Origin of the sequence: Streptomyces sp. NPDC001902, assembly GCF_042891295.1 — a bacterium.
Classification (GTDB): Bacteria; Actinomycetota; Actinomycetes; order Streptomycetales; family Streptomycetaceae; genus Actinacidiphila.
Genome location: NZ_JBIATA010000011.1, coordinates 68,701 through 93,045, shown reverse-complemented (window position 1 = coordinate 93,045; position 24,345 = coordinate 68,701). Strand labels below are relative to the sequence as shown.

The 24,345-nt window shown below is 73.7% G+C and carries 22 protein-coding genes; 10 read left to right on the top strand and 12 right to left on the bottom strand.

Going from position 1 to position 24,345, the window contains the following annotated elements:
- The first annotated feature begins 27 nt into the window (after nt 1-27).
- Entirely contained in the window at nt 28-1,428 is a 1,401-nt protein-coding gene (gene lpdA, locus ACFYYN_RS19715) for a dihydrolipoyl dehydrogenase (protein WP_500546838.1), read from the top strand.
- Between the two features lie 86 nt (nt 1,429-1,514).
- On the opposite strand, the gene ACFYYN_RS19710 is transcribed toward lpdA, so the two are convergent.
- The 7 genes from ACFYYN_RS19710 to ACFYYN_RS19680 all read right to left on the bottom strand — a co-directional run bounded on the left by ACFYYN_RS19710 (nt 1,515) and on the right by ACFYYN_RS19680 (nt 9,335).
- Complete coding sequence (locus tag ACFYYN_RS19710; protein ID WP_500546837.1) at nt 1,515-2,144, bottom strand: SRPBCC family protein; 630 nt, start codon at nt 2,142-2,144, stop codon at nt 1,515-1,517.
- Nucleotides 2,145-2,157: 13 nt separating this feature from the next.
- Nucleotides 2,158-3,270, bottom strand: a complete 1,113-nt coding sequence (locus ACFYYN_RS19705) for an XdhC family protein (RefSeq protein ID WP_500323785.1) — start codon at nt 3,268-3,270, stop codon at nt 2,158-2,160.
- The gene (locus ACFYYN_RS19700) at nt 3,263-4,399 is read right to left on the bottom strand and encodes a vWA domain-containing protein (protein WP_500546836.1); all 1,137 of its coding nucleotides are present in this window, start codon (nt 4,397-4,399) and stop codon (nt 3,263-3,265) included. Before ACFYYN_RS19700 ends, ACFYYN_RS19705 begins: the two co-directional genes overlap by 8 nt.
- A 5-nt stretch (nt 4,400-4,404) precedes the next feature.
- Entirely contained in the window at nt 4,405-5,271 is an 867-nt protein-coding gene (locus tag ACFYYN_RS19695) for an AAA family ATPase (protein ID WP_500360193.1), read from the bottom strand.
- Nucleotides 5,272-5,548: 277 nt separating this feature from the next.
- Nucleotides 5,549-6,406 (bottom strand): FAD binding domain-containing protein, encoded by an 858-nt coding sequence (locus tag ACFYYN_RS19690; RefSeq protein WP_500323788.1) that lies wholly within the window; start codon nt 6,404-6,406, stop codon nt 5,549-5,551.
- Entirely contained in the window at nt 6,403-8,796 is a 2,394-nt protein-coding gene (locus ACFYYN_RS19685) for a xanthine dehydrogenase family protein molybdopterin-binding subunit (RefSeq protein ID WP_500546835.1), read from the bottom strand. Before ACFYYN_RS19685 ends, ACFYYN_RS19690 begins: the two co-directional genes overlap by 4 nt.
- Nucleotides 8,793-9,335 (bottom strand): (2Fe-2S)-binding protein, encoded by a 543-nt coding sequence (locus tag ACFYYN_RS19680; RefSeq protein ID WP_500546834.1) that lies wholly within the window; start codon nt 9,333-9,335, stop codon nt 8,793-8,795. Before ACFYYN_RS19680 ends, ACFYYN_RS19685 begins: the two co-directional genes overlap by 4 nt.
- A 147-nt stretch (nt 9,336-9,482) precedes the next feature.
- On the opposite strand from ACFYYN_RS19680, the gene abmR reads away from it, so the two are divergent.
- On the top strand, nt 9,483-10,031 hold the full coding sequence (gene abmR / locus ACFYYN_RS19675; RefSeq protein ID WP_500323791.1) for an ATP-binding transcription factor AbmR: 549 nt from the start codon (nt 9,483-9,485) through the stop codon (nt 10,029-10,031).
- A gap of 35 nt (nt 10,032-10,066) precedes the next feature.
- Here the strand turns inward: abmR and ACFYYN_RS19670 are convergent, their stop codons facing one another.
- Together ACFYYN_RS19670 and ACFYYN_RS19665 are read right to left on the bottom strand one after the other, a co-directional pair.
- Nucleotides 10,067-11,041, bottom strand: a complete 975-nt coding sequence (locus tag ACFYYN_RS19670; RefSeq protein ID WP_500546833.1) for a helix-turn-helix domain-containing protein — start codon at nt 11,039-11,041, stop codon at nt 10,067-10,069.
- 83 nt (nt 11,042-11,124) lie between these two features.
- The gene (locus tag ACFYYN_RS19665) at nt 11,125-14,889 is read right to left on the bottom strand and encodes a S8 family serine peptidase (RefSeq protein WP_500546832.1); all 3,765 of its coding nucleotides are present in this window, start codon (nt 14,887-14,889) and stop codon (nt 11,125-11,127) included.
- A gap of 336 nt (nt 14,890-15,225) precedes the next feature.
- On the opposite strand from ACFYYN_RS19665, the gene ACFYYN_RS19660 reads away from it, so the two are divergent.
- Entirely contained in the window at nt 15,226-15,948 is a 723-nt protein-coding gene (locus ACFYYN_RS19660) for a hypothetical protein (RefSeq protein WP_500546831.1), read from the top strand.
- Nucleotides 15,945-16,475, top strand: a complete 531-nt coding sequence (locus tag ACFYYN_RS19655) for a SixA phosphatase family protein (protein WP_500323795.1) — start codon at nt 15,945-15,947, stop codon at nt 16,473-16,475. Before ACFYYN_RS19660 ends, ACFYYN_RS19655 begins: the two co-directional genes overlap by 4 nt.
- 30 nt (nt 16,476-16,505) lie before the next feature.
- Here the strand turns inward: ACFYYN_RS19655 and ACFYYN_RS19650 are convergent, their stop codons facing one another.
- On the bottom strand, nt 16,506-17,432 hold the full coding sequence (locus ACFYYN_RS19650; protein WP_500546830.1) for a helix-turn-helix transcriptional regulator: 927 nt from the start codon (nt 17,430-17,432) through the stop codon (nt 16,506-16,508).
- A gap of 288 nt (nt 17,433-17,720) precedes the next feature.
- Between ACFYYN_RS19650 and ACFYYN_RS19645 the strand changes: the two genes are divergently transcribed.
- Nucleotides 17,721-18,767, top strand: a complete 1,047-nt coding sequence (locus ACFYYN_RS19645) for an NAD(P)-dependent alcohol dehydrogenase (protein ID WP_500546829.1) — start codon at nt 17,721-17,723, stop codon at nt 18,765-18,767.
- Between the two features lie 122 nt (nt 18,768-18,889).
- Complete coding sequence (locus tag ACFYYN_RS19640; protein ID WP_500546828.1) at nt 18,890-19,243, top strand: hypothetical protein; 354 nt, start codon at nt 18,890-18,892, stop codon at nt 19,241-19,243.
- Here the strand turns inward: ACFYYN_RS19640 and ACFYYN_RS19635 are convergent.
- The gene (locus ACFYYN_RS19635; RefSeq protein ID WP_499515141.1) at nt 19,189-19,800 is read right to left on the bottom strand and encodes a TetR/AcrR family transcriptional regulator; all 612 of its coding nucleotides are present in this window, start codon (nt 19,798-19,800) and stop codon (nt 19,189-19,191) included. The genes ACFYYN_RS19640 and ACFYYN_RS19635 overlap by 55 nt on opposite strands.
- Before the next feature lie 147 nt (nt 19,801-19,947).
- Here ACFYYN_RS19635 and ACFYYN_RS19630 point away from each other — a divergent pair, with 147 nt between their 5' ends.
- From ACFYYN_RS19630 to ACFYYN_RS19615, 4 genes are all read left to right on the top strand, one after another.
- Nucleotides 19,948-20,865 carry an ABC transporter permease gene (locus ACFYYN_RS19630; protein ID WP_500546827.1) on the top strand — a complete coding sequence of 306 codons (918 nt, stop codon included), beginning with the start codon at nt 19,948-19,950 and terminating at the stop codon, nt 20,863-20,865.
- Nucleotides 20,858-21,628 carry an ABC transporter ATP-binding protein gene (locus ACFYYN_RS19625; RefSeq protein WP_500546826.1) on the top strand — a complete coding sequence of 257 codons (771 nt, stop codon included), beginning with the start codon at nt 20,858-20,860 and terminating at the stop codon, nt 21,626-21,628. The genes ACFYYN_RS19630 and ACFYYN_RS19625 overlap by 8 nt, the downstream gene beginning before the upstream one ends.
- Nucleotides 21,629-21,723: 95 nt before the next feature.
- Nucleotides 21,724-22,515, top strand: coding sequence for a VOC family protein (locus tag ACFYYN_RS19620; protein ID WP_500546825.1), 792 nt, complete (start codon nt 21,724-21,726; stop codon nt 22,513-22,515).
- A gap of 83 nt (nt 22,516-22,598) precedes the next feature.
- Nucleotides 22,599-23,393 (top strand): VOC family protein, encoded by a 795-nt coding sequence (locus ACFYYN_RS19615; RefSeq protein ID WP_500323802.1) that lies wholly within the window; start codon nt 22,599-22,601, stop codon nt 23,391-23,393.
- A 13-nt stretch (nt 23,394-23,406) separates the two neighbouring features.
- Here ACFYYN_RS19615 and ACFYYN_RS19610 read toward each other — a convergent pair whose 3' ends face one another.
- Entirely contained in the window at nt 23,407-24,318 is a 912-nt protein-coding gene (locus ACFYYN_RS19610; RefSeq protein WP_500546824.1) for a YceI family protein, read from the bottom strand.
- Nucleotides 24,319-24,345: the final 27 nt, after the last annotated feature.

Genomic DNA, 24,345 nt, shown 5'->3' with positions numbered 1-24,345 from the left:
CACCGTGGTCCACACAGGGGTCGCCGCATGAGCACACACGTTGACGTCGTCGTCCTGGGCGCGGGTCCCGGGGGGTACGTCGCCGCCATCCGGGCCGCCCAGCTGGGCCTGCGCACGGCGATCGTCGAGGAGCGCTACTGGGGCGGGGTGTGCCTCAACGTGGGGTGCATCCCCTCCAAGGCCCTGCTGCGCAACGCCGAACTGGCGCACATCTTCACCAAGGAGGCCAGGACCTTCGGCATCCGGGTGAACGGCGAGGTCAGCTTCGACTACCGCGAGGCCTTCGCGCGCAGCCGCAAGGTCGCGGACGGCCGGGTCAAGGGCGTCCACTTCCTGATGAAGAAGAACGACATCACGAAGTTCGAGGGCCACGGCACCTTCACCGACGACCACACCCTCCACGTCGCGCTGGGCTCCGGCGGCAGCGAGACCGTCACCTTCGACCACTGCATCATCGCCACCGGCGCGACCACCAGACTGCTCCCCGGCACCTCGCTCAGCGAGCGGGTCGTGACGTACGAGGAGCAGATCATGACGGACACGCTCCCGCGGAGCATCCTCATCGCGGGCGCCGGCGCGATCGGCGTGGAGTTCGCGTACGTCCTGCACAACTACGGGGTGAAGGTGACCCTCGTGGAGTTCCTCGACCGGATCGTGCCGTTGGAGGACGAGGAGGTGTCGGCCGAACTCGCCCGCCAGTACCGCAAGCTGGGCATCGACGTGCTCACCTCGACCCGGGTGGAGGCGATCAACGACGGGGGCGGCCCGGTGAAGGTCATGGTGACCACCGGCGGCCAGCGGCAGACCCTCGAGGCGGACAAGGTGCTCCAGGCGATCGGTTTCCAGCCGCGCATCTCCGGCTACGGCCTGGAGCAGACCGGGGTCCGGCTCACCGAGCGCGGTGCCATCGACATCGACGAGTTCTGCCGCACCAGCGTCCCGCACATCTACGCCATCGGCGACGTCACGGCGAAGCTGATGCTCGCGCACGCCGCCGAGGCCATGGGCGTGGTCGCCGCCGAGACCATCGCGGAGGCCGAGACCATGTCCCTGGACTACGTGATGATCCCGCGCGTCACCTTCTGCCAGCCGCAGATCGCCAGCTTCGGGTGGACGGAGGCGCAGGTCCGTGAGCGCGGCCTCGACGTCCGCGTGGCCAAGTTCCCCTTCACCGCCAACGGCAAGGCGCACGGCCTCGGCGACGCGAGCGGCTTCGTGAAGCTCATCAGCGACGCCAAGTACGGCGAACTCCTCGGCGGCCACCTGATCGGCCCCGAGGTCACCGAGCTGCTGCCCGAGCTGACGCTCGCCCAGAAGTGGGACCTCACGGCGGCCGAACTGGCCCGCAACGTCCACGGCCACCCCACCCTCAGCGAGGCCGTCCAGGAAGCGGTCCACGGCCTCGCCGGCCACATGATCAACTTCTGAGCCCGCCCGCACCACGGCCAACGCCCTGCTGCCCAACGGCACCGGCTAGGCGTCGGCCGGGCGCCTCGCCCGCATCCGCCTCCGCGTCAGCGGCGGCGGCGCAGCAGGAAGACGACGAGCGCACCGACGGCCGCGGCCAGCAGACCGGCTGCCGCGGCGCGTTTGGCGACCGGGGCGCCGGCGATGCGGAGGAGGTCGATGGGTTCGTCCTCGTGGTTCGCCGGTGCGGCGGGCGCGTCCTCGGCGGCGTCCTCGCCCCCGGCAGGGGGCTGCGGGGCGGCCAGCCGGCCGGCGAGGCAGTCGGCGAACTGGCCGATGATGCGGTCGCCGACCTCCGCCATCACGCCGCGCCCGAACTGCGCGGGCCGGCCGGTCACGGCGAGGTCGGTCGTCACCGAGACGACCGTCGTGCCGTCCTTCTCCGCCAGGGTGCCGGTCACCGTCGCCCGCGCAGTGCCCTGGCCGCGGACCTCCTTGCCACGGGCGGCCAGCACGACGCGGTGCGCGGTCCCGTCCCGCTCCTCGAAGACCGCCGTGCCGCGGTAGGTCACCGTCACCGGGCCCACCTTGACCTTCACCGAGCCCCTCACGGTCTCGCCGTCGTACTCCTCCACCGTCGCGCCCGGCATGCACGGCGCGACGCGCTCGATGTCCAGCAGCGCCCGCCAGGCGTCCGCCACCGGGACGGGGACCTCGAACTCGTGGTGCAGTTCCATGATCTCCTCCTCGTCACACCGGCCTGAGCACCGGAGGGTGGATCGCGCCGGCCGTGCCCGACAGCGGGGTGCCGCTGCCGCCCCAGCGCAGCGCGATGATCTCGGCGGCGATCGACACGGCGACCTCCTCGGGGGTGCGCGCGCCCAGGTCCAGCCCGATCGGCGAGCGCAGCCGGGTCAGTTCGGCCGGAGCCAGCGTCGTGTCGCGCAGCCGCTTGAGCCGGTCGTCGTGCGTCCGCCGGCTGCCCATGACGCCGATGTACGCGGCCGGGCGGCGCAGCGCGACCTCCAGCAGCGGCACGTCGAACTTGGGGTCGTGGGTGAGGACGCACACCACCGTGCGGTCGTCGGTCTCCGTGCCGCCCAGGTAGCGGTGCGGCCAGTCCACGACGACCTCCACGCCCTCGGGGAAGCGCTTGGGGGTCGCGAACACCGGACGGGCGTCGCAGACGGTCACCCGGTAGCCCAGGAACAGCCCGATCCGCGCCACCGCCGCCGCGAAGTCGATCGCGCCGAACACCAGCATCCGCGGCGGCGGGGCGAAGGACTGCAGGAACACCGTCACGTCGTCCTCGCGCCGTTCGCCGTGCCGCCCGTAGTGGCGCTGCCCGGTCGCGCCCTGGGCCAGCTCACCGCGGGCGTCGTCGGTGACCGCCGCGTCCAGGCCCTCCGCTCCGAGGGTGCCCGCGACCCGGTCCGGCCACACCGTGAGCGTGGCGCCGCGCGGCGCGGGACCGTCCAGCACCGTCGCGGTGACCACGGGGCGGTGCGCGGCGACGGAGGCCGCCACCTCGCCGAAGCCCGGGTCCGTGGCCGGGGACACCGGACGGACCAGCAGGGTGATCTCACCGCCGCAGGTCAGGCCGACCTCGAAGGCGTCGGCGTCGCTGTAGCCGAAGGTGTGCAGCCGGGCCTCGCCCGACTCGACGACCTCCTTGGCCAGTTCGAAGACCGCGCCCTCCACGCAGCCCCCGGAGACGCTGCCGACGACCTCGTCGTCCGGTCCCACCGCCATGGCCGCGCCCGGTCCGCGCGGCGCGCTGCGGCTCACCGCCACGACCGTGGCCAGCCCGAAGGGGGTTCCCGAGGCGTACCAGTCGTTCAGCGCCGGAAGGATCTCACGCACCGTCGGCTCCTCTCACCACGGCGGCCAGACGTTCCAGCGCGCCCAGACTGTGCCCCTCCACGAAGGCGTCGACGCTCGGCAGCGCCGCCGCCATCCCCGCCGCCAGCGGCGCGTACCCGGGCCTGGCTTTGCGCGGGTTGGCCCACACCACGCGGTGCGCCAGCCGTGCCAGCCGCCGCATCTGCGCGGCCAGCAGGTCGGGGTCGCCGCGCTCCCAGCCGTCCGACAGCAGCACGACGACCGCGCCGCGCGCCGTCCCCCGTGCCCCCCAGCGGTCCAGGAACGCCCGCAGCGTCTCCCCGAGCCGGGTCCCGCCGCTCCAGTCGGGCACCGCCGCCCCGACCGCGGCCATCGCGGCGTCCGGGTCCCGGCGCGCCATCTCGCGGGTGACCCGGGTGAGCCGGGTGCCGAGGGTGAAGACCTCGGTGGGCGTGCGGCCGCGCGAACCGTGCGCGGCGGCGTGCGCGAACCGCAGCAGCGCGTCCGCGTACGGGGCCATCGACCCGCTGACGTCCAGCAGCAGCACCACCCGGCGCGGCTTGCGGGCCGGGGCCCGCCGCGGGAGCGCGGCAGGCTCGCCGCCCCGGCGCAGCAACTCCCGTACGGTACGCCGCGGATCCACGTCCCCGCGGCGCGCCGGACGGCGCCGCGGGGTACGGCGCGGTTCGCCGTCCAGGGCGAACACCGCCAGCAGCCGGTGCAGTTGGGCCCGCTCCGGTGCGGTCATGGCGGCGACGTCACGGTGCCGCAGCACCTCCGTCGCGCTGGCGAGCGCGGTCGCGGCGGGCCCGTCACCCGCCTCCTCACCGGTGCTGCGCTCCCCGGGCACGGCACGCGGCACCGCCGGCGGGCGCACCGGGCGGACCGCCGGCCGCACCCGGCGGTGCGGCGGCCGCCCGCCGTCGAAGAAGGCCGCGAAGACCCGGTCGTAGCGCTCCAGGTCGTCCGGGCCGCCGCAGAGCGTCAGCCGTCCCGCCCAGTACACGTCGCGGCGCCGCGACGGGTCGAGCCGGCCGAGCGCGGCCAGGAACGCCGCCACCCGGTCCGGGCCGGCCGGCACCCCGGCGGCCCGCAGGGCGCGGGCGAATCCCACCACCCCCGCCGTGCCGTCCGCCGTGACCGTGCGCATGGTGCTCACCGCGACCCGCCCGCCCGCGCGGCGAGGATCTCCGACAGGTCGAGCGAACGCGCCCGCTCCGCGTCCTCGCGGTACTTCAGCACCGAGCCGAGGGTGGTCATCGCCAGGTCCGCGTCGAGTTCCGTCGCCCCCAGCGCGGCCAGTGCCTCCGCCCAGTCGATGGTCTCCGCCACCCCGGGCGGCCGCACCAGGTCCTGCTCCCGCAGGCGCTGCACCACGGCCGTCACCTGCGCCGCGAGCCGGGCCGCCACGTGCGGCTGCCTGCGCCGTACGATCGCCAGCTCCCGCTCGAAGCCGGGGTGGTCGAACCAGTGGTAGAGGCAGCGCCGCTTGAGGGCGTCGTGCACCTCGCGCGTGCGGTTGGACGTGAGCACCACCACGGGCGGCGACTGCGCGCGCAGGGTGCCCAGTTCGGGGACGGTGACGGAGTACTCCGACAGCAGTTCCAGCAGGAAGGCCTCGAACTCGTCGTCCGCGCGGTCGATCTCGTCGACGAGCAGCACCGAGGGGCTGGTCTCCAGGGCCCGCAGCAGCGGCCGCGCCAGCAGGAACCGCCGGCTGTAGAGCTCGCCCTCCAGGGTTTCCGGATCGCTGACGCCCGCGGCCTCGGCCGCCCGCAGGTGCAGCAACTGCCGGGGGAAGTCCCAGTCGTACAGCGCCTGCGACGCGTCGATGCCCTCGTAGCACTGCAGCCGGATCAGCGGCGCGCCGAGCGCCTCGGCGAGCGCGTGCGCCAGTGCGGTCTTGCCGACGCCCGCGTCACCCTCGCAGAAGATCGGGCGGTGCAGCGTCAGCGCCAGGTAGCAGGCGACGGCGAGGCCGTCGTCGACCAGGTAGCCGGTCTCCTCCAGCCGGGCCCGCATCTGCTCGGGGCCCGCGATCCCCGGGAGCGGGCCGGTCGTGTGCGCGGGGAGCCCGGCGGTGGCGGCGAAGGGAGGGCGGGCATCGCGGGGCGCGGCGGCGGGCGTCGCGGCGGCGAAGGGGCCTGGGGCGCCGGGGCCTGGGGCGCCGGGGCCGTGGGGGCCCACCGCCCCGGCGCGTGCCGTCGTCGCGGGAAGCGGCCCGCAGGAGGACCCCGCCGCGGCGGTCCACCCCGGCGGATTCCCGTGCGCCGGCCAGGTCATGCGCTGCGTCCGCTCCTCATGTCAGGTCCGCCGCGGCGAGGACGGCCCTGCGGGTCAGCACCCTCACCAGGTGCTCCCGGTAGTCCGCGGACGCCGACAGGTCGGACGCCGGACGGGTGCCCTCCGCCGCGCTGTCGGCGGCCGAGGCCACCGCCTCCGGTACGGCGTCGGCACCGGCGAGGGCCGCCTCGCAGGCGGTGGCGCGCACCGGGGTGGGCCCCATGTTCGACAGCCCGACACGGGACTCGACGATGCGGCCGTCGTCCCGCCGCACCAGCGCCGCCACCCCCACCACCGCCCAGGCCTGCGCGCTGAGCTGGAACTTCTCGTAGTGGAAGCCCCAGGCGTCCGTCTTGGGCACCCGTACCTCCACCAGCAGTTCGTCGGGCCGCAGCACCGTCTGCAGGTAGTCGGTGAAGAACTCCCGCGCCGGGACGGTCCGCCGCCCGTCAGGACCCTGGACGACCAGCTCGGCGTCCAGGGCGAGGACGGCCGCGGGCACGTCCCCCGCGGGGTCGGCATGGGCGAGGGCGCCGCCGATCGTGCCGCGGTGACGCACGGCCGGATCGGCCACCGTGGCCGTGGCGGCGGCCAGCAGCCCGGCGTGCCGCCGCACCAGCGGGTCGTGCACGACGTCGTGGTGCGAGGTCAGGGCGCCGATGACGAGGGTGTCCCCGTCGGCCCGCACCCCGCGCAGGCCGGGGATCCGGCCGACGTCCACGAGGAGTTCGGGGAAGGCGAGCCGCATCCGCAGGATCGGCAGCAGGCTCTGACCGCCCGCCAGCACCTTCGCCTCCTCCCCGGCGAGCGCGAGCTGCCCCACCGCCTCCTCCACGGAGCGGGGCCTGGCGTAGTCGAACGACGCGGGAATCATGAGCCGCCCTCCTCCGGCCGGGCGGACCGCGCGTCCCGCAGGGCCCGCCAGACCCGTTCCGGTGTGCACGGCATCGGCACGTCCGTGACGCCCAGCGGCCGCAGGGCGTCGACCACGGCGTTGACCACCGCGGGGGTCGAGGCGATCGTCCCGGCCTCGCCGACGCCCTTGACGCCCAGCGGGTTGGTGGTCGCCGGCGTCTCGGTGCGGTCGGTGAGGAAGTCGGGCAGGTCGGCCGCGCAGGGCACCAGGTAGTCGGCCATGGTGCCCGAGACCAGGTTGCCCTCCGCGTCGTACACGGCCTCCTCGAACAGGGCCTGGGCGATGCCCTGGGCGAGACCGCCGTGCACCTGGCCCTCCACGATCATCGGGTTGACGACCTTTCCGACGTCGTCCACGCACACGTAACTGCGGATCCGGACCCGGCCGGTCTCGGTGTCGACCTCCACCGCGCACAGGTGCGTGCCGTGCGGGTAGGAGAAGGCCTCCGGGTCCTCCACGTGCTCGGCGTTGATCGTCGGTTCCAGCCCGTCGGGCAGGTCGTGCGAGGTGAACGTCGCGAACGCCACCTCCTGGATGGTCCTGCGCGCCTCCGGCGAGCCCTTCACCGAGAAGACGCCGTTCGTGAAGTCCAGGTCGTCCTCGCTCGCCTCCAGCAGGTGCGCGGCGACCTTGCGGGCCTTGTCCACCACCTTCCGCGCGGCGCGGTGCACGGCCACGCCGCCGACGACCAGCGAGCGCGAGCCGTAGGTGTCCATGCCCTGCGGCACCGTGCGCGTGTCGCCGTGCAGCACCTCGACGTCCTCGAAGGGCACGCCGAGCACGTCCGCCGCGATCTGGCTCCAGCTCGTCACATGGCCCTGCCCGTGCGGGCTGGTGCCGGTCAGCACCTCCACCTTGCCGGTGGGCAGCATGCGGATCGACGCCGCCTCCCAGCCGCCCGCGCCGTAGCGCAGGTCGCGCAGGATCCGGCTGGGCGCGAGCCCGCACATCTCCGTGTACGTCGACACCCCGATGCCGAGCCGCGTCCGGTCGCCGCGCTCCTCCCGCTTGCGCTGCTCGGAACGCAGGTCGTCGTAGCCGAAGAGGGCGAGCGCCTTGTCCGTCGCCGACTCGTAGTTGCCGCTGTCGTAGGTCAGTCCGCCGATGGTGGTGTACGGGAACTCGTCGTGACCGATCCAGTTGCGGCGGCGGACCTCCACCGGGTCCATGCCGAGTTCGGCGGCGAGTTCGTCCATCATGCGCTCGATGGCGAAGGTGGCCTCGGGGCGGCCCGCGCCGCGGTACGCGTCGGTGGGGGTCTTGGTGGTGAAGACGCCCGTGCAGGTGAAGTCGTAGGCGTCCATCTTGTAGATGCCGGGGAACATGAACGCCCCGAGCAGCGGGACGCCCGGCGTCACGATCATCAGGTACGCGCCCATGTCGGCGAGCAGGTCGACCTTCAGGCCGAGCAGCTTCCCCTCGCGCGTCGCGGCGAGTTCGAGGTCCTGGATCTGGTCGCGGCCGTGGTGGGTGGCCAGGTAGCCCTCCGAGCGGGACTCCGTCCACTTCACGGGGCGGCCCAGCTTGCGGGCGACGGCCAGGCCGAGCGCCTCCTCGCCGTACACCTGGAGCTTGGAGCCGAAGCCGCCGCCGACGTCCGGCGCGACCACGCGGAGCCGGTGCTCGGGGATGCCGGTGACGACGGCCATCATCACGCGCACGATGTGCGGGATCTGCGTCGCGGAGTACAGGGTGTACTGGTCCGAGGTGTCCGGCGGCACCGCCACGACGGCCCGCGGTTCCATGGCGTTGGGGATGAGCCGCTGCTGGACGAAGCGCCGGCGCAGCACGACGTCGGCCCGCTCGCGCACGGTCGCGTAGTCCTCGCCGGTGGCCAGCGGCCAGGTGTAGCAGCGGTTGGTGCCCTTGTCGGCGTGGACCAGCGGTGAGCCCTCGGCGAGCGCCGCCTCCATGTCCAGGACCGGAGGCAGCGGCTCGTAGTCGACGTCGATCGCCTCCAGCGCGTCGGCGGCCGCGTAGCGGTCCCGGGCGACGACGACGGCGACCGGGTCGCCGGTGTGGCGGACCTCGTCGACGGCGACGGGCGGGTGCTCGGGCAGCACGATGTCCTCGGTGACGGGCCAGGCGCACGGCAGCGACCCGAGCCCCTCGGCCAGGTCGCGGCCGCTGTACGCGGCGACGACCCCCGGCCGCTCCAGGGCGGGTGTGACGTCGATCCGCTCGATGCGGGCGTGCGCCATGGGGCTGCGCAGGATCGCCATGTGCAGCAGGCCCGGGACGGTGATGTTGTCGGTCCAGTTGGTCCGGCCGGTCACCAGCCGGGCGTCCTCCTTGCGGACCCGGGCGCGGCCGACCTCGGGCTCGCGTCCGGTGAGCTGGTCGGTCATACCGGTGCCCCGCTTCCGGCCGTGCTGGGGTGGGCGTGCTCGGCCACGGCGCCGGGCTCGGGCGCCTGGTGCCGGCGTTCCTCTGCGGCGGCGGCCAGCACGGCGCGCACGATGTTCATGTAGCCCGTGCACCGGCAGAGGTTGCCCTCCAGGCCCTCGCGGACCTCCTCGGGCGTGGGGTCGGGGTTCTCCCGCAGCAGGTCGCGGGCGGCCATGATCATGCCCGGCGTGCAGAACCCGCACTGCAGGGCGTGCTGCTCGTGGAACGCCCTCTGCAGCGGGTGCCACTCGCCGTCGGCGGAGGCCAGCCCCTGGATCGTCGTCACCTCGCCGCCGTCGGCCTGGACGGCGAGCACCGAGCAGCTCTTCACGCTCTTCCCGTCGAGGTCCACCGTGCAGGCACCGCAGTTCGTGGTGTCGCACCCGACGGGGGTACCGGTCAGACCGAGCCGGTCCCGCAGGTAATGGACGAGCAGGAGACGGGGCTCCACCTCGTCCTCGTAGGCCGTGCCGTCCACCTTCACCGAGATGCGGGTCATATGCCCTCCCAGAGGCGCCGCGTGGCGAATCCCCCGTTCTGCTCCGATACGCGCAACTGTAAGTCGCGCCCGGGGACAACGCGACGCCTCGGACGCGAGTTTCAGGGGGCTCTTGCGCTCGGAAATCCGAGGCGTAATGTTGATTACATGATTACCAGCGAACAGAAGGAAGCGCTGCGCGGCTGGCTCGCCGGGCGGCTCCCCGACGGACTGTTCGAGGCGCTCGTGGACGTGGCCGTCGACCGCGAGGAGATCACCGTCGTCGGCCGCATCCCCGAACCCGCGGTCGGCGCCGGCGCGTCACCGGTGGAACGCGAGGCCGCGCTCGACGGACGGATCGCCGAGTTCCGGGAGCGCACCCGCGAGGACCGCGTCGCCGTCGCCCGCGAGGCGGAGCACCGCTTCGGCCGCAAGGTCTCCTGGGGCGTGGAGTGCGGCGGGCGCCGGGCCATGTACACCACCGTCTCCGTCCCCGTCATGACCCGGCTCCGCCAGCCCGAGCGCCAGGTCCTCGACACCCTCGTCGCGGGCGGCGTCGCCCGCAGCCGCAGCGAGGCCCTCGCCTGGTGCGTCCGCCTCGTCCGCGGCAACACCGATACCTGGCTCGGCGACCTGCGCGCATCCCTGGAACACGTCCAGCGCGTCCGCGCGCAGGGCCCCGACCGCGACACCCCGGCGTCCGCCGAGGACGACTGACGGTCCCCGCCCGCCCGGCCCGGGTGCCCCGGCGCTCAGGCCCAGCCGCGGCGGGCGGCGTGCCAGCCGAGCTGGATGCGGCTGTCGACGCCGGCCTTGGTCATGAGTTCGGCGATGCGGCGCTGGACGGTGCGCCGGGAGACCCCGAGGCGGCTCGCGGCCGCCTCGTCGGTGAGCCCGGCGAGCACCAGCGCGAGCAGGCGGGCGTCGAACTCCTCGATGCCGTCCGGGCGCTCCTCGGCGACGCCGTCCCCCGCCGCCCGCGGCGACAGCGGATAGGCCTGTTCCCAGGCCAGTTCGAAGTACGCGACCAGCGCGTCGAGCAACCCGCCCGCGTGCACCAGCACCGACGCCGCGGCGGTGTTCCGGCCGCTGAGCAGCGGCAGCATCGCCAGGTCCCGGTCGGCGATCATGAATTTCACCGGGACGACGTCGGTGACGCCGATCCGCTGGCCCGCCGCGAGGTCCGCGAGCGCCCGCGTGACCATGCCCGGCTCGTTGAGGGCGTCACGTTGCACGATCGTGCGGTAGAGGACCCCACGGCGGACCCCGGCGCTCTCGGCCGCGTTGTCGTCCGGCCGCACCACGGCGAGCTCGGGCACCATCATCGACCGTACCTCGTGCCGGGCGGACTCCTGGAGCTGCCGGAACCGGTGCCGTACGGCGCCGACCTCGCTGATCACCTCGACGACGCCGCTCCCGGCGGAGGTCCGGTGCTGCTCGGCCAGTGCCAGCACCGCGTGCTCCGCCGCGCCGAGCTCGTCACGCCGTCGCCGCAGTTCGCCGCCGAGGGCGACCGTGGGGGGTGCCGCCGTGAACCTGGCCGCCGTGCCCGTCACGGCCTCGTGCACGGCGAGGCCGCGCCCGGTCAGGGCCGTCAGCAGTTCCCGTACCTCCCCGGTGGCCCGGCCGCTTTCGGCCGCGAGTTCGTGGACGGCGGCACGGCCGCGGGCCACCAGGAGACGGTAGATCTCCTCTTCGGCCGGGCCGAGACCGAGCGCGGCGAGCATGGGACTCCTCGGAGCGGTGGGGACGCCGGGCGGGCCCCGGCCTGTGGATGCCCGGGGCCCGCCCTTGACGCGGATGCGGAAAGTTACTTCAGTCCGTAGGCCCGCGTCACCTCCTGTGTGAGGCTGTTGCCCGCGTCGTCCCAGGTCCGGGCCTTCAGCGACACGAACCCGCGGTGCGGGGCGTCGAAACGGGCCGTCCAGTGGCCCGTCGCCGTACGGTCCAGGCGGACCGGACGCCAGTGGCGCCCGTCGTCGTAACTGACGGCCAGCGTCGCGCCCGTGACCCGGCCCGCCCCCGCCGCGTGCGGCAGGTGGCTGCCGGTCAGGCGCAGGGTCTGCCGGCCGCCGCGCGCGTTCCCCGAGAGGTCGGTGGCGATCCCGTAGTCCAGTTGCATGAGCGCCATCCGGTCGATCCCCAGCGGGTCGGTGACCGGCTCGGACCTGACCCGCCACACGCTGTGCGTCCGGGGGGAGAGGCGGTAGGCGGCCGCGTCGCGCTCCGCGTGCAGGTCAAGGGTGTACGTGGAGGGCACGGTCGGGATCGGCCAGAGCGTCGCCGACGCGTACGCCGAGGTCTTCACCAGCTCACCGTCCTGGTACACCTTGAGGTCCAGGCCGGATGTGCCGTCCTGCATGGTGCCGCCATGGCCGCTCCCGCTGTCCGTCCAGGGCTGGATGTTGAAGGACAGGAAGCCCTGCTGCCGCTCGGACCACCAGTAGCCGCCGCCGTTGCGCGGATGCACTACGGGGGCGAACCAGTCGCTCGCCACCCGGGTGCCCGCCCGGTACGTGGTGAGGGCGCCGTTCGACTCGAGGGCCAGACCGGGCCCCGTGATCGCGTCCTCGGCCCACGAGGTGCCGGGCTGCGCGGAGAGGTAGTCGGTCCGCGTCCCGGGCATGTCCATCCTCAGCGGGAACCCGACCGCGTAGGTGCGGTAGGGCCGGTAGTCCCAGCGGTACTCGCCACTGGGGTACCCGGTGGTGCCGTGGAAGCGCATGTCCACGACGGCCAGTTCCGAGGCGCGCGGCCGGTAGGTCAGGCCCGTCGCCGGGATCCGGCCCGGGTGCGGGTCGACCAGGTCGTAGACGTACGGCGAGTCGGGCACGCCCTCCACGTCCAGACGCAGCGTCCCGTGCCGGGCCCGCTCGATCAGAGGCCCGCCCTCGCGGGTGGTCACCGAGGCCACCGAGACGCTGCTGTAGCCGCCCTCGTCGGTGCCGACGTACTCCAGGAGCTTGCCCGGTCCGTCGTTGACGACGATCAGCAGGGCCGCGCCGGCGTCGGCCGCCGCCTCGGCCCGCTGCGAGCCGGTGAGCGCGTCCGAGCGGTCCACCAGCACGGCCTTGCCCTTGACGCGCAGCCCGGCGTAGTCGGCGGGTGCGCCGGAACCGGCGTACACCACGGCCATGCGCTGCCGGCCCTCGTAGAAGCCGGTCCCGGCCTGGCCCAGGACGGTGACGGGCCTGCCGTCCCGGGACAGGGACAGCAGCGGGTAGGCCTTGCGCCAACGGGTCTCGTACTCGAAGGTGCCGCGGGTCACCTGCCGGGTGGGCAGGACGAACATGCTGTCGTACGTCGACGGCAGGAGGTACTGCGAGTCCACGGTGCTGGTACCGCCGTCCGAGCGGTACCAGTTCATGTAGAGCATCCGGTCCTCGGTCCTGCGCGGTACCTCGGCGGTGACCTCGCGGGTCCTGCTCGCGTCCAGGACGAGCGTGCGGCCCCGGTCCATGACGAGCTCCGGGTCACCCATCAGGGCCATGCCGAGGGAGTCGGGGCCGTGGCTGCCGGCCACGGCGAGGTAGCTCAGCGCGCTGTAGGTGCCGGCCCGCAGTCGCACGGTCGCGCGGCCGGTCCCGTCCACGGGGACGATCTGCGGGTCCGCGTCGGTGCCGAAGCGCTGCAACTGGACGAAGCCCGGGGCGGGCTTGCCTGCCCGGTCCTTCAGCGTGACGTCGAGGGGGTGACGCTCCTCCTCCCGGTAGAGACCGACCTGGGTGCGCGCCCGCACGGAGCCGGACGCGTCGCTCGCGGAGATCCGCCCGAGGTAGCGGCGGCCGTCGGCGCCGAGCCCCGGCCGGGCGGTGGCGGTGACGGAGGCCGTCCCGTGCGCCGGGACGGTCACCGAGTCCGCGGAGAGGGTGAACATCCCCTCGGGCGCGGGGGTCCCGGCGTCGGCGCCCGGATCGACGTCGTACGGGCCGCCGGCCACGGATGCGGTCATGCCGAGGGAGAGGGTGACGGGGGAGTCGCCCGCGTTGCGGTAGGTGACCGTGCGTCCGACCGCGGCCGGTCCGCCGTGCGGCCAGGCGTCGAAGCCGAAGTACGCCGAGCCGGTGGCGGTGACCGTGGCCGCGGTGGAGGCGGCCAGGTCGGCCCGGCCCGCCCCGACCTGATAGGCCGTCAGGCCGGGGAGCGGCTTGGCCGTGCTCATCAGTGCGTCCTTGAGCTGCGGGGCACTCCAGTCGGGGTGCTCCTGGGCCAGGATCGCCGCGGCGCCCGCGACGTGCGGAGTGGCCATCGAGGTGCCGCTCATCGTCTGGTACCAGCCGCCGTCGGCGCTGCCCCCGGCCTTCGCGGCCAGGATGTCCACGCCGGGGGCGGCGATGTCCGGCTTGAGCGCGTAGTCGCCGTACCGCGGGCCCGTGGTCGAGAAGTACGCGAGCTCGTCCTCGGAGTCCACCGCGGCCACGGTCAGCGCGGAGCCGGCGGTTCCCGGGGCGCTCATCGACGCCTCGTGGCCGGTGTTGCCGGCGGCCACGACGAACAGCGCGCCGCTGCTCGCGCTGAGCCGGTCCAGGGCCTGACTCATCGGGTCCGTGCCGTCGGTGGGCTCGGACCCGCCGAGGCTCATGCTGACCACCTTGGCGCCCTGACCGACCGCCCACTCCATGCCCGCGATGACCCAGGAGTCATCGCCGTACCCCTCGTCGGCGAGCACCTTGCCGATCAGCAGGTCCGCGCCGGGGGCCACGCCCTTCTCGGCGCCTTCGGAAGCGGCGCCGCTGCCGCCCACGGTGGAGGCGGTGTGCGTGCCGTGCCCGTTGCGGTCTTCGGCGGACTCGCCGGGCACGAAGCTGACCGCGCCGCTCACCCGGCCCGCCAGGTCGGGGTGGTGGGCGTCGGCCCCGGTGTCCAGCACGGCGACCTTGACGCCCTTGCCGTCGAGGCCGGAGCGCCAGGCGGCGGGCGCGCCGATCTGCGTGGTGCTGTCGTGGAGCGTGGCACGGACCCGGCCGTCCAGCCAGATCCTGGACAGGCCGCCGCGCAGGGCGGGCCGGTCGGCGGGGGCGTCCGTGGCCACCGAGGTCCACAATTTCCTGACCTGCTTCTTGGCCGCCCTGACGGAGGCCCCGTTGACGCTCCTGAGCGACCGCACCTTGGTGGTGCCGGCGGGTGCCGTGGCCGCGACCTCGCCGCGGTAGCCGAGGATCAGCGGGATGCCGGTGCTGTGCTGGTCGTCGTAGCCCTGCTCGATCAGCGAGGTGACGTCGAACAGCCTCCGGTCCAGGCGGTTCGCGGCGAGGTAGGGCAGGGCCTCGTCCGGGTAGACGTACAGGTCGCCGCCGACGGTCTCGGTCCGTACGCCTCCGGTGGAGCCGTGCGGGCGCCGCACGTCGACGGACTTCTTGCCGCCTCCGACGTCCGTCACCCGGACGACATGGCCGGTGATCAGCGTGACCGTGCGGGTGGCTGCGGAGGGACGGGGCGCGGCCGGTGCCGGCGGCGTGCCGTCCGCCGCCGCGGGCCCGGCCGGGCCGGTCAGGGTCGTGAGGACGGCGACGACGCCGACGGCGGCCGCGAGGGCCCGTCCGCCTCGTGGGCGACGGGGTATGAGGGACATCATGGCCCGGTCCTACCGGCCCCGCCCGGACCGGGGGAACGACCGGCGACTGGCGTCAAAGCGCCACGTCTCACATGTGCCAGCGGGCCGGCCCCGCACCGGCGACACCGTCCGGGCCCGCCCGGCGGACGGCACGCCGCCGTCGCACCGGGGCGCACCGCGCCGGGCGGCCGGAAGTCCTCCGGCCCCGCACGGCACTTCGCGTACGTCCGCGTGCCGGCGGTCCGGCCGGGCCCGCCGGGCGGCGCGTCGTCCCCCTCGCGCCCGAGCGCCCTGCGAGACCCCGTCACCCGGTGCGGGCACCTGCGCCGGTGAGCCGTACGGGTTAGATTCGGAGGCGTGTTGCGCATCGTGGACGGCAGGAGCGGCGAGTTTGTGGAACTGGACCCGGGGCGGCGCTTCCCGCTGCGGGTGCTGGCCCACACCGGTGCCGCGGGCGGGACGACCGCGCTGCGGGTGCTGCTGCTGGCGGACGTCCTGGCGCGTACGGCGGAGACCCACGGCGGGCAGGTGCTGGTGGCCTCGGTGGGCCCGGCCGACCCCGCCCTGGACGCGGCCGCGGCGGCACTGGGCATCAAGCCCGGCGCGGCACGCGGCGACGACGTGCGCGAGGCCGAGGAGGCGCTCGCCGGACCCGCCCGGGTGCACGTCGCACCGGCGGGCACCGAGACCGGCGGCCCCCGCCTGGACGTCGGACCGGTTCACCCGGACGAGGTAACCGCGGGGCCCGGCGTACGGCTGGCGCTGCTCCGCCTGGACCGCCGGGCCCCGGCGCAACTGACCCCGCGGACCCTTGAGGCGGCGGACGCGGGGCTCCGGCACTGGCGCCGTGCCGTGGCCCGCTGGGCCGAATCGCCGTCCAGACCGATGTGCGCCGCGTACGTGGAGCGCCTCCAGGCGGCCCTGAGCGCGGACCTCGACACCGCCGCCTACCTGGCCGCCCTCGACCGGCTGGAGACGGAGACCGCCCTGCCGGACGGCTCCCGCTTCGAGACCTTCGCCCAGGCGGACCGTGTGCTCGCCCTCGAACTGACCGGCGAGGTCGGCGGAGTGAGGTCGTGAGGCGCCGGACGGAAGGACCGCGTCGGCTCGTCGTGCTGCGGCACGCCAAGTCGGCCTGGCCGCCGGACGTCCCCGACCACGACCGGCCGCTCGGCCCCCGCGGCCGGCGTGACGCCCCGGCCGTCGGCCGCTGGCTGCGCGAGGGCAAGCACACCCCCGACCTGGTGATCTGCTCGACCTCCCGGCGCACCCGGGAGACCTGGGAACTCGCCGCCGAGGCCCTGGGCGCCACGCCGCCCCCGCCGGTGCGCCTCGACGAGCGGGTCTACGCGGCCACCGCCCGCGCCCTCCTCGACGTCCTGCGCGAGGCCCCCGACGACGCCGCGTCGCTCCTTCTGGTCGGCCACAACCCGGGGGTCCAGGACCTCGTCCTGCGCCTGACGGGCGAGGCCCGCGCCGACGCCCTGCTCCGCGCCGCCGACAAGTTCCCGACCTCCGCCCTCGCCGTCCTCACCTGGCCCGGCCCCTGGTCCGCCCTCACCCCGGAACGCGCCCGCCTCGACGACTTCGCCGTCCCCCGCGGCTGAAGCGCGGCACCGGAAGCGGCGCCGCCCGCGTCAGGCCGAACGCCGGTCGAACCCCGGGGTGTTGTCGGCGCGCGCGGGAGCACCACTGCCGCCGGCGTCCCGCCGTGCCGCCGGTTCCCGGGCGCTCCAGCTGGCGAGGAGCTTCCACGCGTCCTGCGAGGCCTGTTCCTGCGCCGGCAGGTACACGAACAGGGTCTGGTCGGGCTCGCCCGGCATCGTGAACGCCTGGTAGTCGACGGTCAGATCGCCGATGACGGGGTGGTGGTGACGCTTGGTCCCGTGGGTGCGGTCGTAGACCTTGTGGTCGGCCCACCAGCGGCGGAAGTGCTCGCTCTTCATGGCCAGTTCGCCCACCAGCTCGGCGGTGCGGGTGTCCTCGGGGTGACGGCCGGCGTCGAGGCGCAAGGTGGCGGTCATCTCGGCGGCGACCTGCTCCCAGTCCGGGTACAGGGCGTGGGCGGCCTCGTCCAGCAGGATCCAGCGGGTGAGGTTGCGCTCGCGTACCGGCATGGCGTCGAAATCGGCCATCAGCGCGCGGGCCAGGTGGTTGGTGGCCAGCACGTCGGTGCGGCGCCCGAGGACGAAGGCGGCCTGGTCGACGAAGGAGTCCATGAGCCGCCGCATCCCGGGCCTGACGCGCTGGACGGTCGGCGCCGAGCGGCGGCGGGCGGTGCCGGGCTTGGGCCCGGCGAGGTCGAACAGGTGGGCACGTTCCGCGTCGTCGAGCCGCAGCGCGGCGGCCACCGCCTCCAGCACACCGGCCGAGGGGCTGATCTGCCGCCCCTGCTCCAGCCGCGTGTAGTAGTCGGTGCTCACTCCGGCCAGTTGGGCGACCTCCTCCCGGCGCAGCCCCGGCACCCGCCGGTAGGCGCCCCGTTCGGGCAGCCCGGCCGATTCGGGGCAGATGCGGGCGCGTGATCGACGCAGGAACTCGCTGAGCTCGACGTTGCGGGCCATGCGTCCATTCTCGCTCGCCAGGTGGCGCGGGCGACCCGGGAAGGGGGGTCGCCGAGTCCTACGCAACCGGTTCCCCGGCAGGTCAGGGCCGGAAAGCGGCCCCTGCGGCCCGGTTCCCGCGTGGTGTCCTGGATTGCGGAGGCCCACCGGGCAGGCACGGATCCAGCCGAGCCCCCGTTCCCGGTCCCCCTCCCCTCCCGCAGACGGCATCCCCGAGCGCATCGAGGCTGCCGCCACCTGCCGCGATCACCGAACGTGATGGCACCGATCCTTGAGGAGACCACGGACATGACCAGCACCACCCACGCGTACGCCGCTCACGCTCCCAAGTCCCCGCTGGAGCGCACCACCATCGAGCGTCGCGAGATCGGCGAGTTCGACGTCCTGATCGACGTCAAGTACGCCGGCATCTGTCACTCCGACATCCACCAGGTCGACGAGGGCTGGGGAGAGGCGATCTTCCCGATGGTCCCGGGCCACGAGATCGCCGGCGTCGTCTCCGAAGTCGGCCCCGGCGTCACGAGGTTCCAGGTCGGTGACCGGGTGGGCGTCGGCTGCATGGTCGACTCGTGCCGCACCTGCGACAACTGCAAGGCGGGCCTGGAGCAGTACTGCACGGGCGGCGGCATGATCTTCACGTACAACGCGGTCGGCAGGGACGGCGAGCCCACCTACGGCGGCTACTCCCGGGCCATCGTCGTCGACGAGAACTACGTCCTGCGCATCCCCGAGGGCCTCTCCCTGGACGTGGCCGCGCCCCTGCTCTGCGCCGGCATCACCACCTACTCCCCGCTCCGGCACTTCGGCGCCGGACCGGGCAGGAAGGTGGCGGTCCTGGGCATGGGCGGCCTCGGTCACCTGGCCGTCAAGATCGCCCATGCGCTCGGCGCCGAGGTGACGGTGCTCTCGCAGTCCCTGCGCAAGAAGGAGGACGGACTGCGGCTGGGTGCCGACCACTACCGCGCCACCGGCGACCCGAGGACGTTCGAGGAGCTCGAGGGCACCTTCGACATCATCCTGTCCACCGTCTCGGCCCCGCTCGACTTCGGCGCCTACCTCAAGCTGCTGAAGACCGACGGCGCCCTGGTGAACGTCGGCCTGCCCGAGGAGCCGATCTCCCTGGACCTCTTCTCCGTGATCACCGGCCGCAGGACCATCGCCGGTTCTCTGATCGGCGGCATTGCGGAGACGCAGGAAATGCTGGACTTCTGCGCGGAGCACGGCTTCGGCGCGGAGATCGAGCTGATCCCCGCCGACCGGATCAACGAGGCCTTCCGGCGCATCCTCGCCAGCGACGTGCGCTACCGCTTCGTGATCGACGCGTCGACGATCTGACCGGGCCGCGGCCCGCACGGGACGCGACCGCCACGGGGCCGCCCGCCGACCGCACCGGACCGGCGGGCGGCCCCGGCCGGTCACCACCCCCGGTGGCCGACCGATCCAGGGGAGCAGAAGGCATGCACACCACCATCGACGGGCAGCACCCGGCCGGCCCCACGACCTGCGCGGACCAGTGGCTCGTGGGCCTGCGCCGCCACGCGGCCCGCAGCGGCGAGACGTGGCACTACTACGTCGTCGACGACACCCAGGAAGGAGCCGACGCCGCCGTGGCCGCCGCGATGGGGCGAGCCGCGGCACGCGACCAGGCCGACCGGGCCGACCAGGATCCAGCCGCGTCGATCACGGACCTCGAGGTCCGGCGGCTGCGCCACAGTCCCCTGGGCCAGGTCTACCTGGAGCCCGGCACGCGCGGGCGTCAGGCCGACGCCGCCAGGGCCGCGGCCGTGGCGGCGGCGAGACGGTCGAGGTAACGGGGGGTGAGGGGGGAGCGGAGGACCGCGAGGCGCCAGTAGAGGGGGCCGGCCATGAGGTCGAGCGCGAGGTCGCAGTCCGTGCCGGCGGGGAGCTCGCCGCGTTCGACCGCGGCCTCGACGATGGCGGTGGCGATGCCGCGCTGGGTGTCGCGCAGCGCCGTCTGCAGGGTCTCGGCGATCTCCGGGTTGCGCGAGGCCTCCGCCAGCAGGTCGGGGATGATCTGCGAGGCGACGGGGTGCCGCAGCGCCCGCGCCGTCACCTCCAGCAGCATCCGGATGTCACCCGGCAGGCTGCCCGTTGCGGGCGCCGGCACGCCGAGCGCGGCGACGGCGGAGACCACGTCGAGGACGAGCGGCAGCTTGGAACGCCAGCGCCGGTAGACCGCGGCCTTGCCCACGCCCGCACGCCGTGCGATGCCCTCGATGGACATCCGGCCGTACCCGACCGCGGCGAGCTCCTCGAAGACGGCCGCCCGGATCGCCTCCGTGACATCGTCTCGGAGCACAGCCGCCCCGGCGGGGGCGCGTCGTGGGGGTGCGGTGTCCGGTGCCATGTCCGGCAGCCTACGCGACGACGGGACGGAACGGTTGCGTTCCAACGCTCGTGTGGTCTAACGTCCTGGTAACGACGATACGGTCTCGTTCCGTCGGCGCACAACCACCCCCCTGCGCCTCACCCCCCGAACGGAAGCGCCCCCCTCGTGAGCCTTGACATCGAGTCCTCCTCAGCGGCGCCCGCGCCGCCCGGCGCTCCGGCGCCGTCCCCCGCACAGCTGGCGGCCGCGTACGGCCTCACGGTGAGCGGGGCCCGTCCCGGTCTGGGCGCCTACGTGCGGCAGCTGTGGGGACGCCGGCACTTCATCACCTCGTACGCCACCGCCCGCGTGGCGGCGCAGTACACGCGGGCGCGCCTGGGTCAACTGTGGCAGGTGCTGACCCCGCTGCTCAACGCGGCGGTGTACTACCTGATCTTCGGCCTGCTGCTGGGCACCGACCGCGGCGTGGACAACTACATCGCGTTCCTGGTCACCGGCATCTTCGTCTACACCTTCACCCAGTCCTCGGTGATGGCGGGCGTGCGGGCGATCTCGGGCAACCTCGGCCTGGTACGGGCCCTGCACTTCCCCCGTGCCAGCCTGCCGATCGCGCAGACGATCATGCAGCTGCAGCAGTTGCTGATGTCGATGCTCGTGCTCTTCGCCATCGTGCTGATGACCGGCGAGGTGCCGAGGCCGTCCTGGCTGCTCGCGATCCCGGCGCTGATCCTGCAGTCGGTGTTCAACGCGGGCCTGGCGCTGGTGATGGCGCGGCTCGGCAGCAAGATGACCGACCTCGCGCAGCTGATGCCGTTCATCCTGCGGACCTGGATGTACACCTCCGGCGTCATGTACAGCATCAGCCACGTGGCGGCGCACGCGCCGCAGGCCGTGAAGATCCTGCTCGGACTGAACCCCGCGGCGGTCTACATCGACCTGATGCGCTTCGCGCTGATCGACAGCTTCACCTCCGAGCAGCTGCCGCCGCACGTGTGGGCGGTCGCCCTGGGCTGGGCCCTGGTCATGGGCATCGGGGGCTTCGTGTGGTTCTGGAAGGCTGAGGAGAGGTACGGCCGTGGCTGAGCGCATCCCCACCGTGATCGTGGACGACCTGCACATCGTGTACCGGGTGCACGGCGCGGGGTCGGGCCGCGGCACCGCGGTCAACGCCCTGTCGCGGCTGGTCCGCCGCAAGGGAGGCAACCCGAACGTCCGCACGGTGCACGCCGTGCGCGGCGTCAGCTTCACCGCCTACCGGGGCGAGTCGATCGGGCTGATCGGCTCCAACGGCTCGGGCAAGTCGACCCTCCTCAAGGCGGTCGCGGGGCTGCTGCCCGCGGAGAGCGGCAAGGTGTACACCCAGGGGCAGCCCTCGCTGCTCGGCGTGAACGCCGCCCTGATGAACGACCTGACCGGCGAGCGCAACATCATGCTCGGCGGTCTTGCGATGGGGATGTCGCAGGACGAGGTGCGGGAGCGCTACGACTCGATCGTGGAGTTCTCCGGCATCAACGAGAAGGGCGACTTCATCTCCCTCCCGATGCGGACCTACTCCTCCGGCATGGCGGCCCGGCTGCGCTTCTCGATCGCCGCGGCCAGGAGCCACGACGTGCTGATGATCGACGAGGCGCTCGCCACCGGCGACAACCGGTTCCGCAAGCGCTCCGAGGCGCGGATCCGCGAGCTGCGCAAGGAGGCCGGCACCGTCTTCCTGGTCAGCCACAACAACAAGTCGATCCGGGACACCTGCGACCGCGCCATCTGGCTGGAGCACGGCACGCTGCGGATGGACGGCCCCACGGACGACGTGCTCAAGGCCTACGACGCGTTCACCCAGGGGAAGTGACGCCGCCCGGCGCGAGCCGGGCACCGGTGCCAGACTGAGGACGGACACCGGGACCACGGCAGCACCGGGCACGCACGCAGGCCAAGGAGACCGCCATGCTCACCACCCAGTACGTCAACGGCGCCCCGAACTGGATCGACCTGGGCAGCCCGGACCTCGGGGCGGCGGTCTCCTTCTACACCGGGCTCTTCGCCTGGGACGCGCAGTCGCTCGGGCCCGAGGCCGGCGGCTACGGCTTCTTCCGTCTCGGCGGGAAGACCGTGGCCGCGTTCGGGCCGCTCAGCGAGGAGGGCATGCGGTCCTCCTGGACGCTCTACTTCCAGACGGCCGACGCCGACGCCACCGCCAAGGCGGTCGAGCAGGCCGGCGGCACGGTCCGCTTCGCGCCCTTCGACGTCTTCAGCAACGGCCGGATGGCCGGCTTCACCGACCCCGGGGGAGCGGAGTTCGCCGTGTGGCAGCCCCGCGACACCAAGGGCCTCGACGTGGTCACCGAGCCGGGCAGCCTCGGGTGGGCGGAGCTGTACGCGCCCAACGCCGCCGCGGCCGGCGCCTTCTACGGCGCGGTCTTCGAGTGGCAGGCGCAGGACGTGCCGCTGGGCACCACCCGCTACGCCGTGCTGTCGACCTCGGGCGGCGGCCGGGAGGCGTCCCTGGGCGGCATCGTGGAGATCACCGAGGAGATGAGGGCCGCCGGCGTCACCCCGCGGTGGCTGCCCTACTTCGAGGTCGAGGACGCCGACGCGGTCGTCGCCAAGGCCGGGCAGCTCGGCGGGACGGTCGTCATGGCGCCGCAGCACGCCGAGGGCGTCGGGCGCTTCGCGCACCTCGCGGACCCCTTCGGCGCGCTGTTCGCGGTCATCGCCAGCCAGCCGGGGCAGGGCTGACGGAGCGGTACGGGGCCACTGTCAGTGCCCGCTGCAAGACTGTGAGCGACCAGGGCACAGCACCCCCGTCGAAGGAGCACACCATGCTCAGCACCAACTACGTTCCCGGCGCCCCCAACTGGCTCGACCTGGGGACCCCCGACGTCGAGGCCTCGGTGGCCTACTACCGCGAGGTCTTCGGCTGGGACTTCCTCTCGGCCGGACCGGAGGCCGGCGGCTACGGCATGTTCCGCACCGGTGACCGGACCGTCGCGGGCATCGGCCCCAACAACGAACCCGGCGTCACCACCGCTGCCTGGGAGCCGTTCTTCCAGACGGCCGACGCCGACGCCACCACCAAGTCCGTCGAACAGGCGGGCGGCGGCGTGCGGTTCTCCCCCATGGACGTCTTCGACCTCGGGCGGATGGCGGCGTACGCCGACCCGACCGGGGCCCGGTTCTGCGTGTGGCAGCCGGGCGCCAACAAGGGCCTGGACGTCGTCAACGAGCCCGGCTCCCTGTACTGGACCGAGCTCTACACCACCGACGCGCCCGCGGCGCTGGCCTTCTACCGCTCGGTCTTCGAGTGGAAGACCGAGGACTCCCAGATGCCCGGCAACGTCTACACCATGGTCTCCCCGGCGGGCGGCGGCGAGAGCGACGCCCACGGCGGCGTCATGCAGCTCGACGAGGAGATGCTGGCCGCGGGCGCCGGCGGGCACTGGCTGCCGTACTTCGCGGTGGCCGACTGCGACGCCACGCTCGCCAAGGCCGTCCAGGCCGGCGGCACGATCCGCGTCCCCGCGATGGACATGCCGCAGGTCGGGCGCTTCGGCCAGGTCGTCGACCCGCAGGGCGCGGCCTTCGCCGTCATCACACCGGTGCCCTCCGCGGGCTGAGGGCGCCCGGCGGCTACTCCGGTGGCGTCGGGGTGTCGTGGCTGGAGAACATGGCCTGGACGTCGAGTTCCAGCTTGACGGTCGGGCCCACCACCGCGATGCCCCGCGCCAGCATGCTCCGCCAGTTGAGGGTGTAGTCGTCGCGGTGCAGTTCGGCGGTGGCGAGGGCGGCGCAGCGCAGCTCCTCGCCGTAGCCGCCGGTCGCCATGCCCAGGTAGTCGGTGTCCAGGGTCACCGAGCGGCTGGTGCCGTGCATGCTGAGGTGGCCGTGGACGGCCCACCGCGAACCGCCCTGGTGCACGAAGCGGTCGCTCGCGAACCGGATCCAGGGATGGGCGGCCACGTCCAGGAAGTCACCGGAGCGCAGGTGGTCGTCCCGGGTCCGGTTGCCGGTGTTGATGCTCGCGGCGTCGATGGTGATCTCGACATGGGAGTCCTCCATGCGTTCCGCGACGCGTACGCCGCCCTCGAAGCGGTCGAAGCGGCCGTGCACATGGGCCATGCCGACGTGCTTGGCGATGAACCGGACGGCCGTGTGCGGCGGGTCGAAGAACCAGGTGCCCGGCGGCGGCAGTTCGAGCTCCGGTGCGGGGGCCAACCGCACCGTGCCGATGGGGGACTGGAGTCCCGCCGCGATCTCCACCGTGCCCCGGTAGGGCCGCATGCCGTCCGCGCTGATCATCACGGAGTGGTGCCCGGGCGGCAGGGTGGCGAGGAACGTCCCGTACGGGTCGCTGATCGCCCTCACCTGCGTGCGGTGGGTGCGGGCGTCGGACACGGTGACCTCGGCTCCGCCCATCGGCCGGCCCGCGGGGTCGAGCACCTGACAGCTGATCAGTCCCGCGCCCCTGGCGATCGGTGGCAACAGAGCGGGATCCGTGGTGCCGTTGGCCGTCCGATTGCGCCGAAAGAGTGCGAAAGCCATGCGACCACCCTAGATGGCGGGTCCATG

Excerpts from the sequence above, each read along its gene's own strand:
- lpdA (WP_500546838.1), top strand. The coding sequence starts at position 28 with ATGAGCACACACGTTGACGTCGTCGTCCTGGGCGCGGGTCCCGGGGGG.
- ACFYYN_RS19710 (WP_500546837.1), bottom strand. The coding sequence starts at position 2,144 with ATGGAACTGCACCACGAGTTCGAGGTCCCCGTCCCGGTGGCGGACGCC.
- ACFYYN_RS19700 (WP_500546836.1), bottom strand. The coding sequence starts at position 4,399 with ATGCGCACGGTCACGGCGGACGGCACGGCGGGGGTGGTGGGATTCGCC.
- ACFYYN_RS19695 (WP_500360193.1), bottom strand. The coding sequence starts at position 5,271 with ATGCGGGCCCGGCTGGAGGAGACCGGCTACCTGGTCGACGACGGCCTC.
- ACFYYN_RS19690 (WP_500323788.1), bottom strand. The coding sequence starts at position 6,406 with ATGATTCCCGCGTCGTTCGACTACGCCAGGCCCCGCTCCGTGGAGGAG.
- ACFYYN_RS19685 (WP_500546835.1), bottom strand. The coding sequence starts at position 8,796 with ATGACCGACCAGCTCACCGGACGCGAGCCCGAGGTCGGCCGCGCCCGG.
- ACFYYN_RS19680 (WP_500546834.1), bottom strand. The coding sequence starts at position 9,335 with ATGACCCGCATCTCGGTGAAGGTGGACGGCACGGCCTACGAGGACGAG.
- abmR (WP_500323791.1), top strand. The coding sequence starts at position 9,483 with ATGATTACCAGCGAACAGAAGGAAGCGCTGCGCGGCTGGCTCGCCGGG.
- ACFYYN_RS19670 (WP_500546833.1), bottom strand. The coding sequence starts at position 11,041 with ATGCTCGCCGCGCTCGGTCTCGGCCCGGCCGAAGAGGAGATCTACCGT.
- ACFYYN_RS19665 (WP_500546832.1), bottom strand. The coding sequence starts at position 14,889 with ATGATGTCCCTCATACCCCGTCGCCCACGAGGCGGACGGGCCCTCGCG.
- ACFYYN_RS19650 (WP_500546830.1), bottom strand. The coding sequence starts at position 17,432 with ATGGCCCGCAACGTCGAGCTCAGCGAGTTCCTGCGTCGATCACGCGCC.
- ACFYYN_RS19645 (WP_500546829.1), top strand. The coding sequence starts at position 17,721 with ATGACCAGCACCACCCACGCGTACGCCGCTCACGCTCCCAAGTCCCCG.
- ACFYYN_RS19640 (WP_500546828.1), top strand. The coding sequence starts at position 18,890 with ATGCACACCACCATCGACGGGCAGCACCCGGCCGGCCCCACGACCTGC.
- ACFYYN_RS19635 (WP_499515141.1), bottom strand. The coding sequence starts at position 19,800 with ATGGCACCGGACACCGCACCCCCACGACGCGCCCCCGCCGGGGCGGCT.
- ACFYYN_RS19620 (WP_500546825.1), top strand. The coding sequence starts at position 21,724 with ATGCTCACCACCCAGTACGTCAACGGCGCCCCGAACTGGATCGACCTG.
- ACFYYN_RS19615 (WP_500323802.1), top strand. The coding sequence starts at position 22,599 with ATGCTCAGCACCAACTACGTTCCCGGCGCCCCCAACTGGCTCGACCTG.
- ACFYYN_RS19610 (WP_500546824.1), bottom strand. The coding sequence starts at position 24,318 with ATGGCTTTCGCACTCTTTCGGCGCAATCGGACGGCCAACGGCACCACG.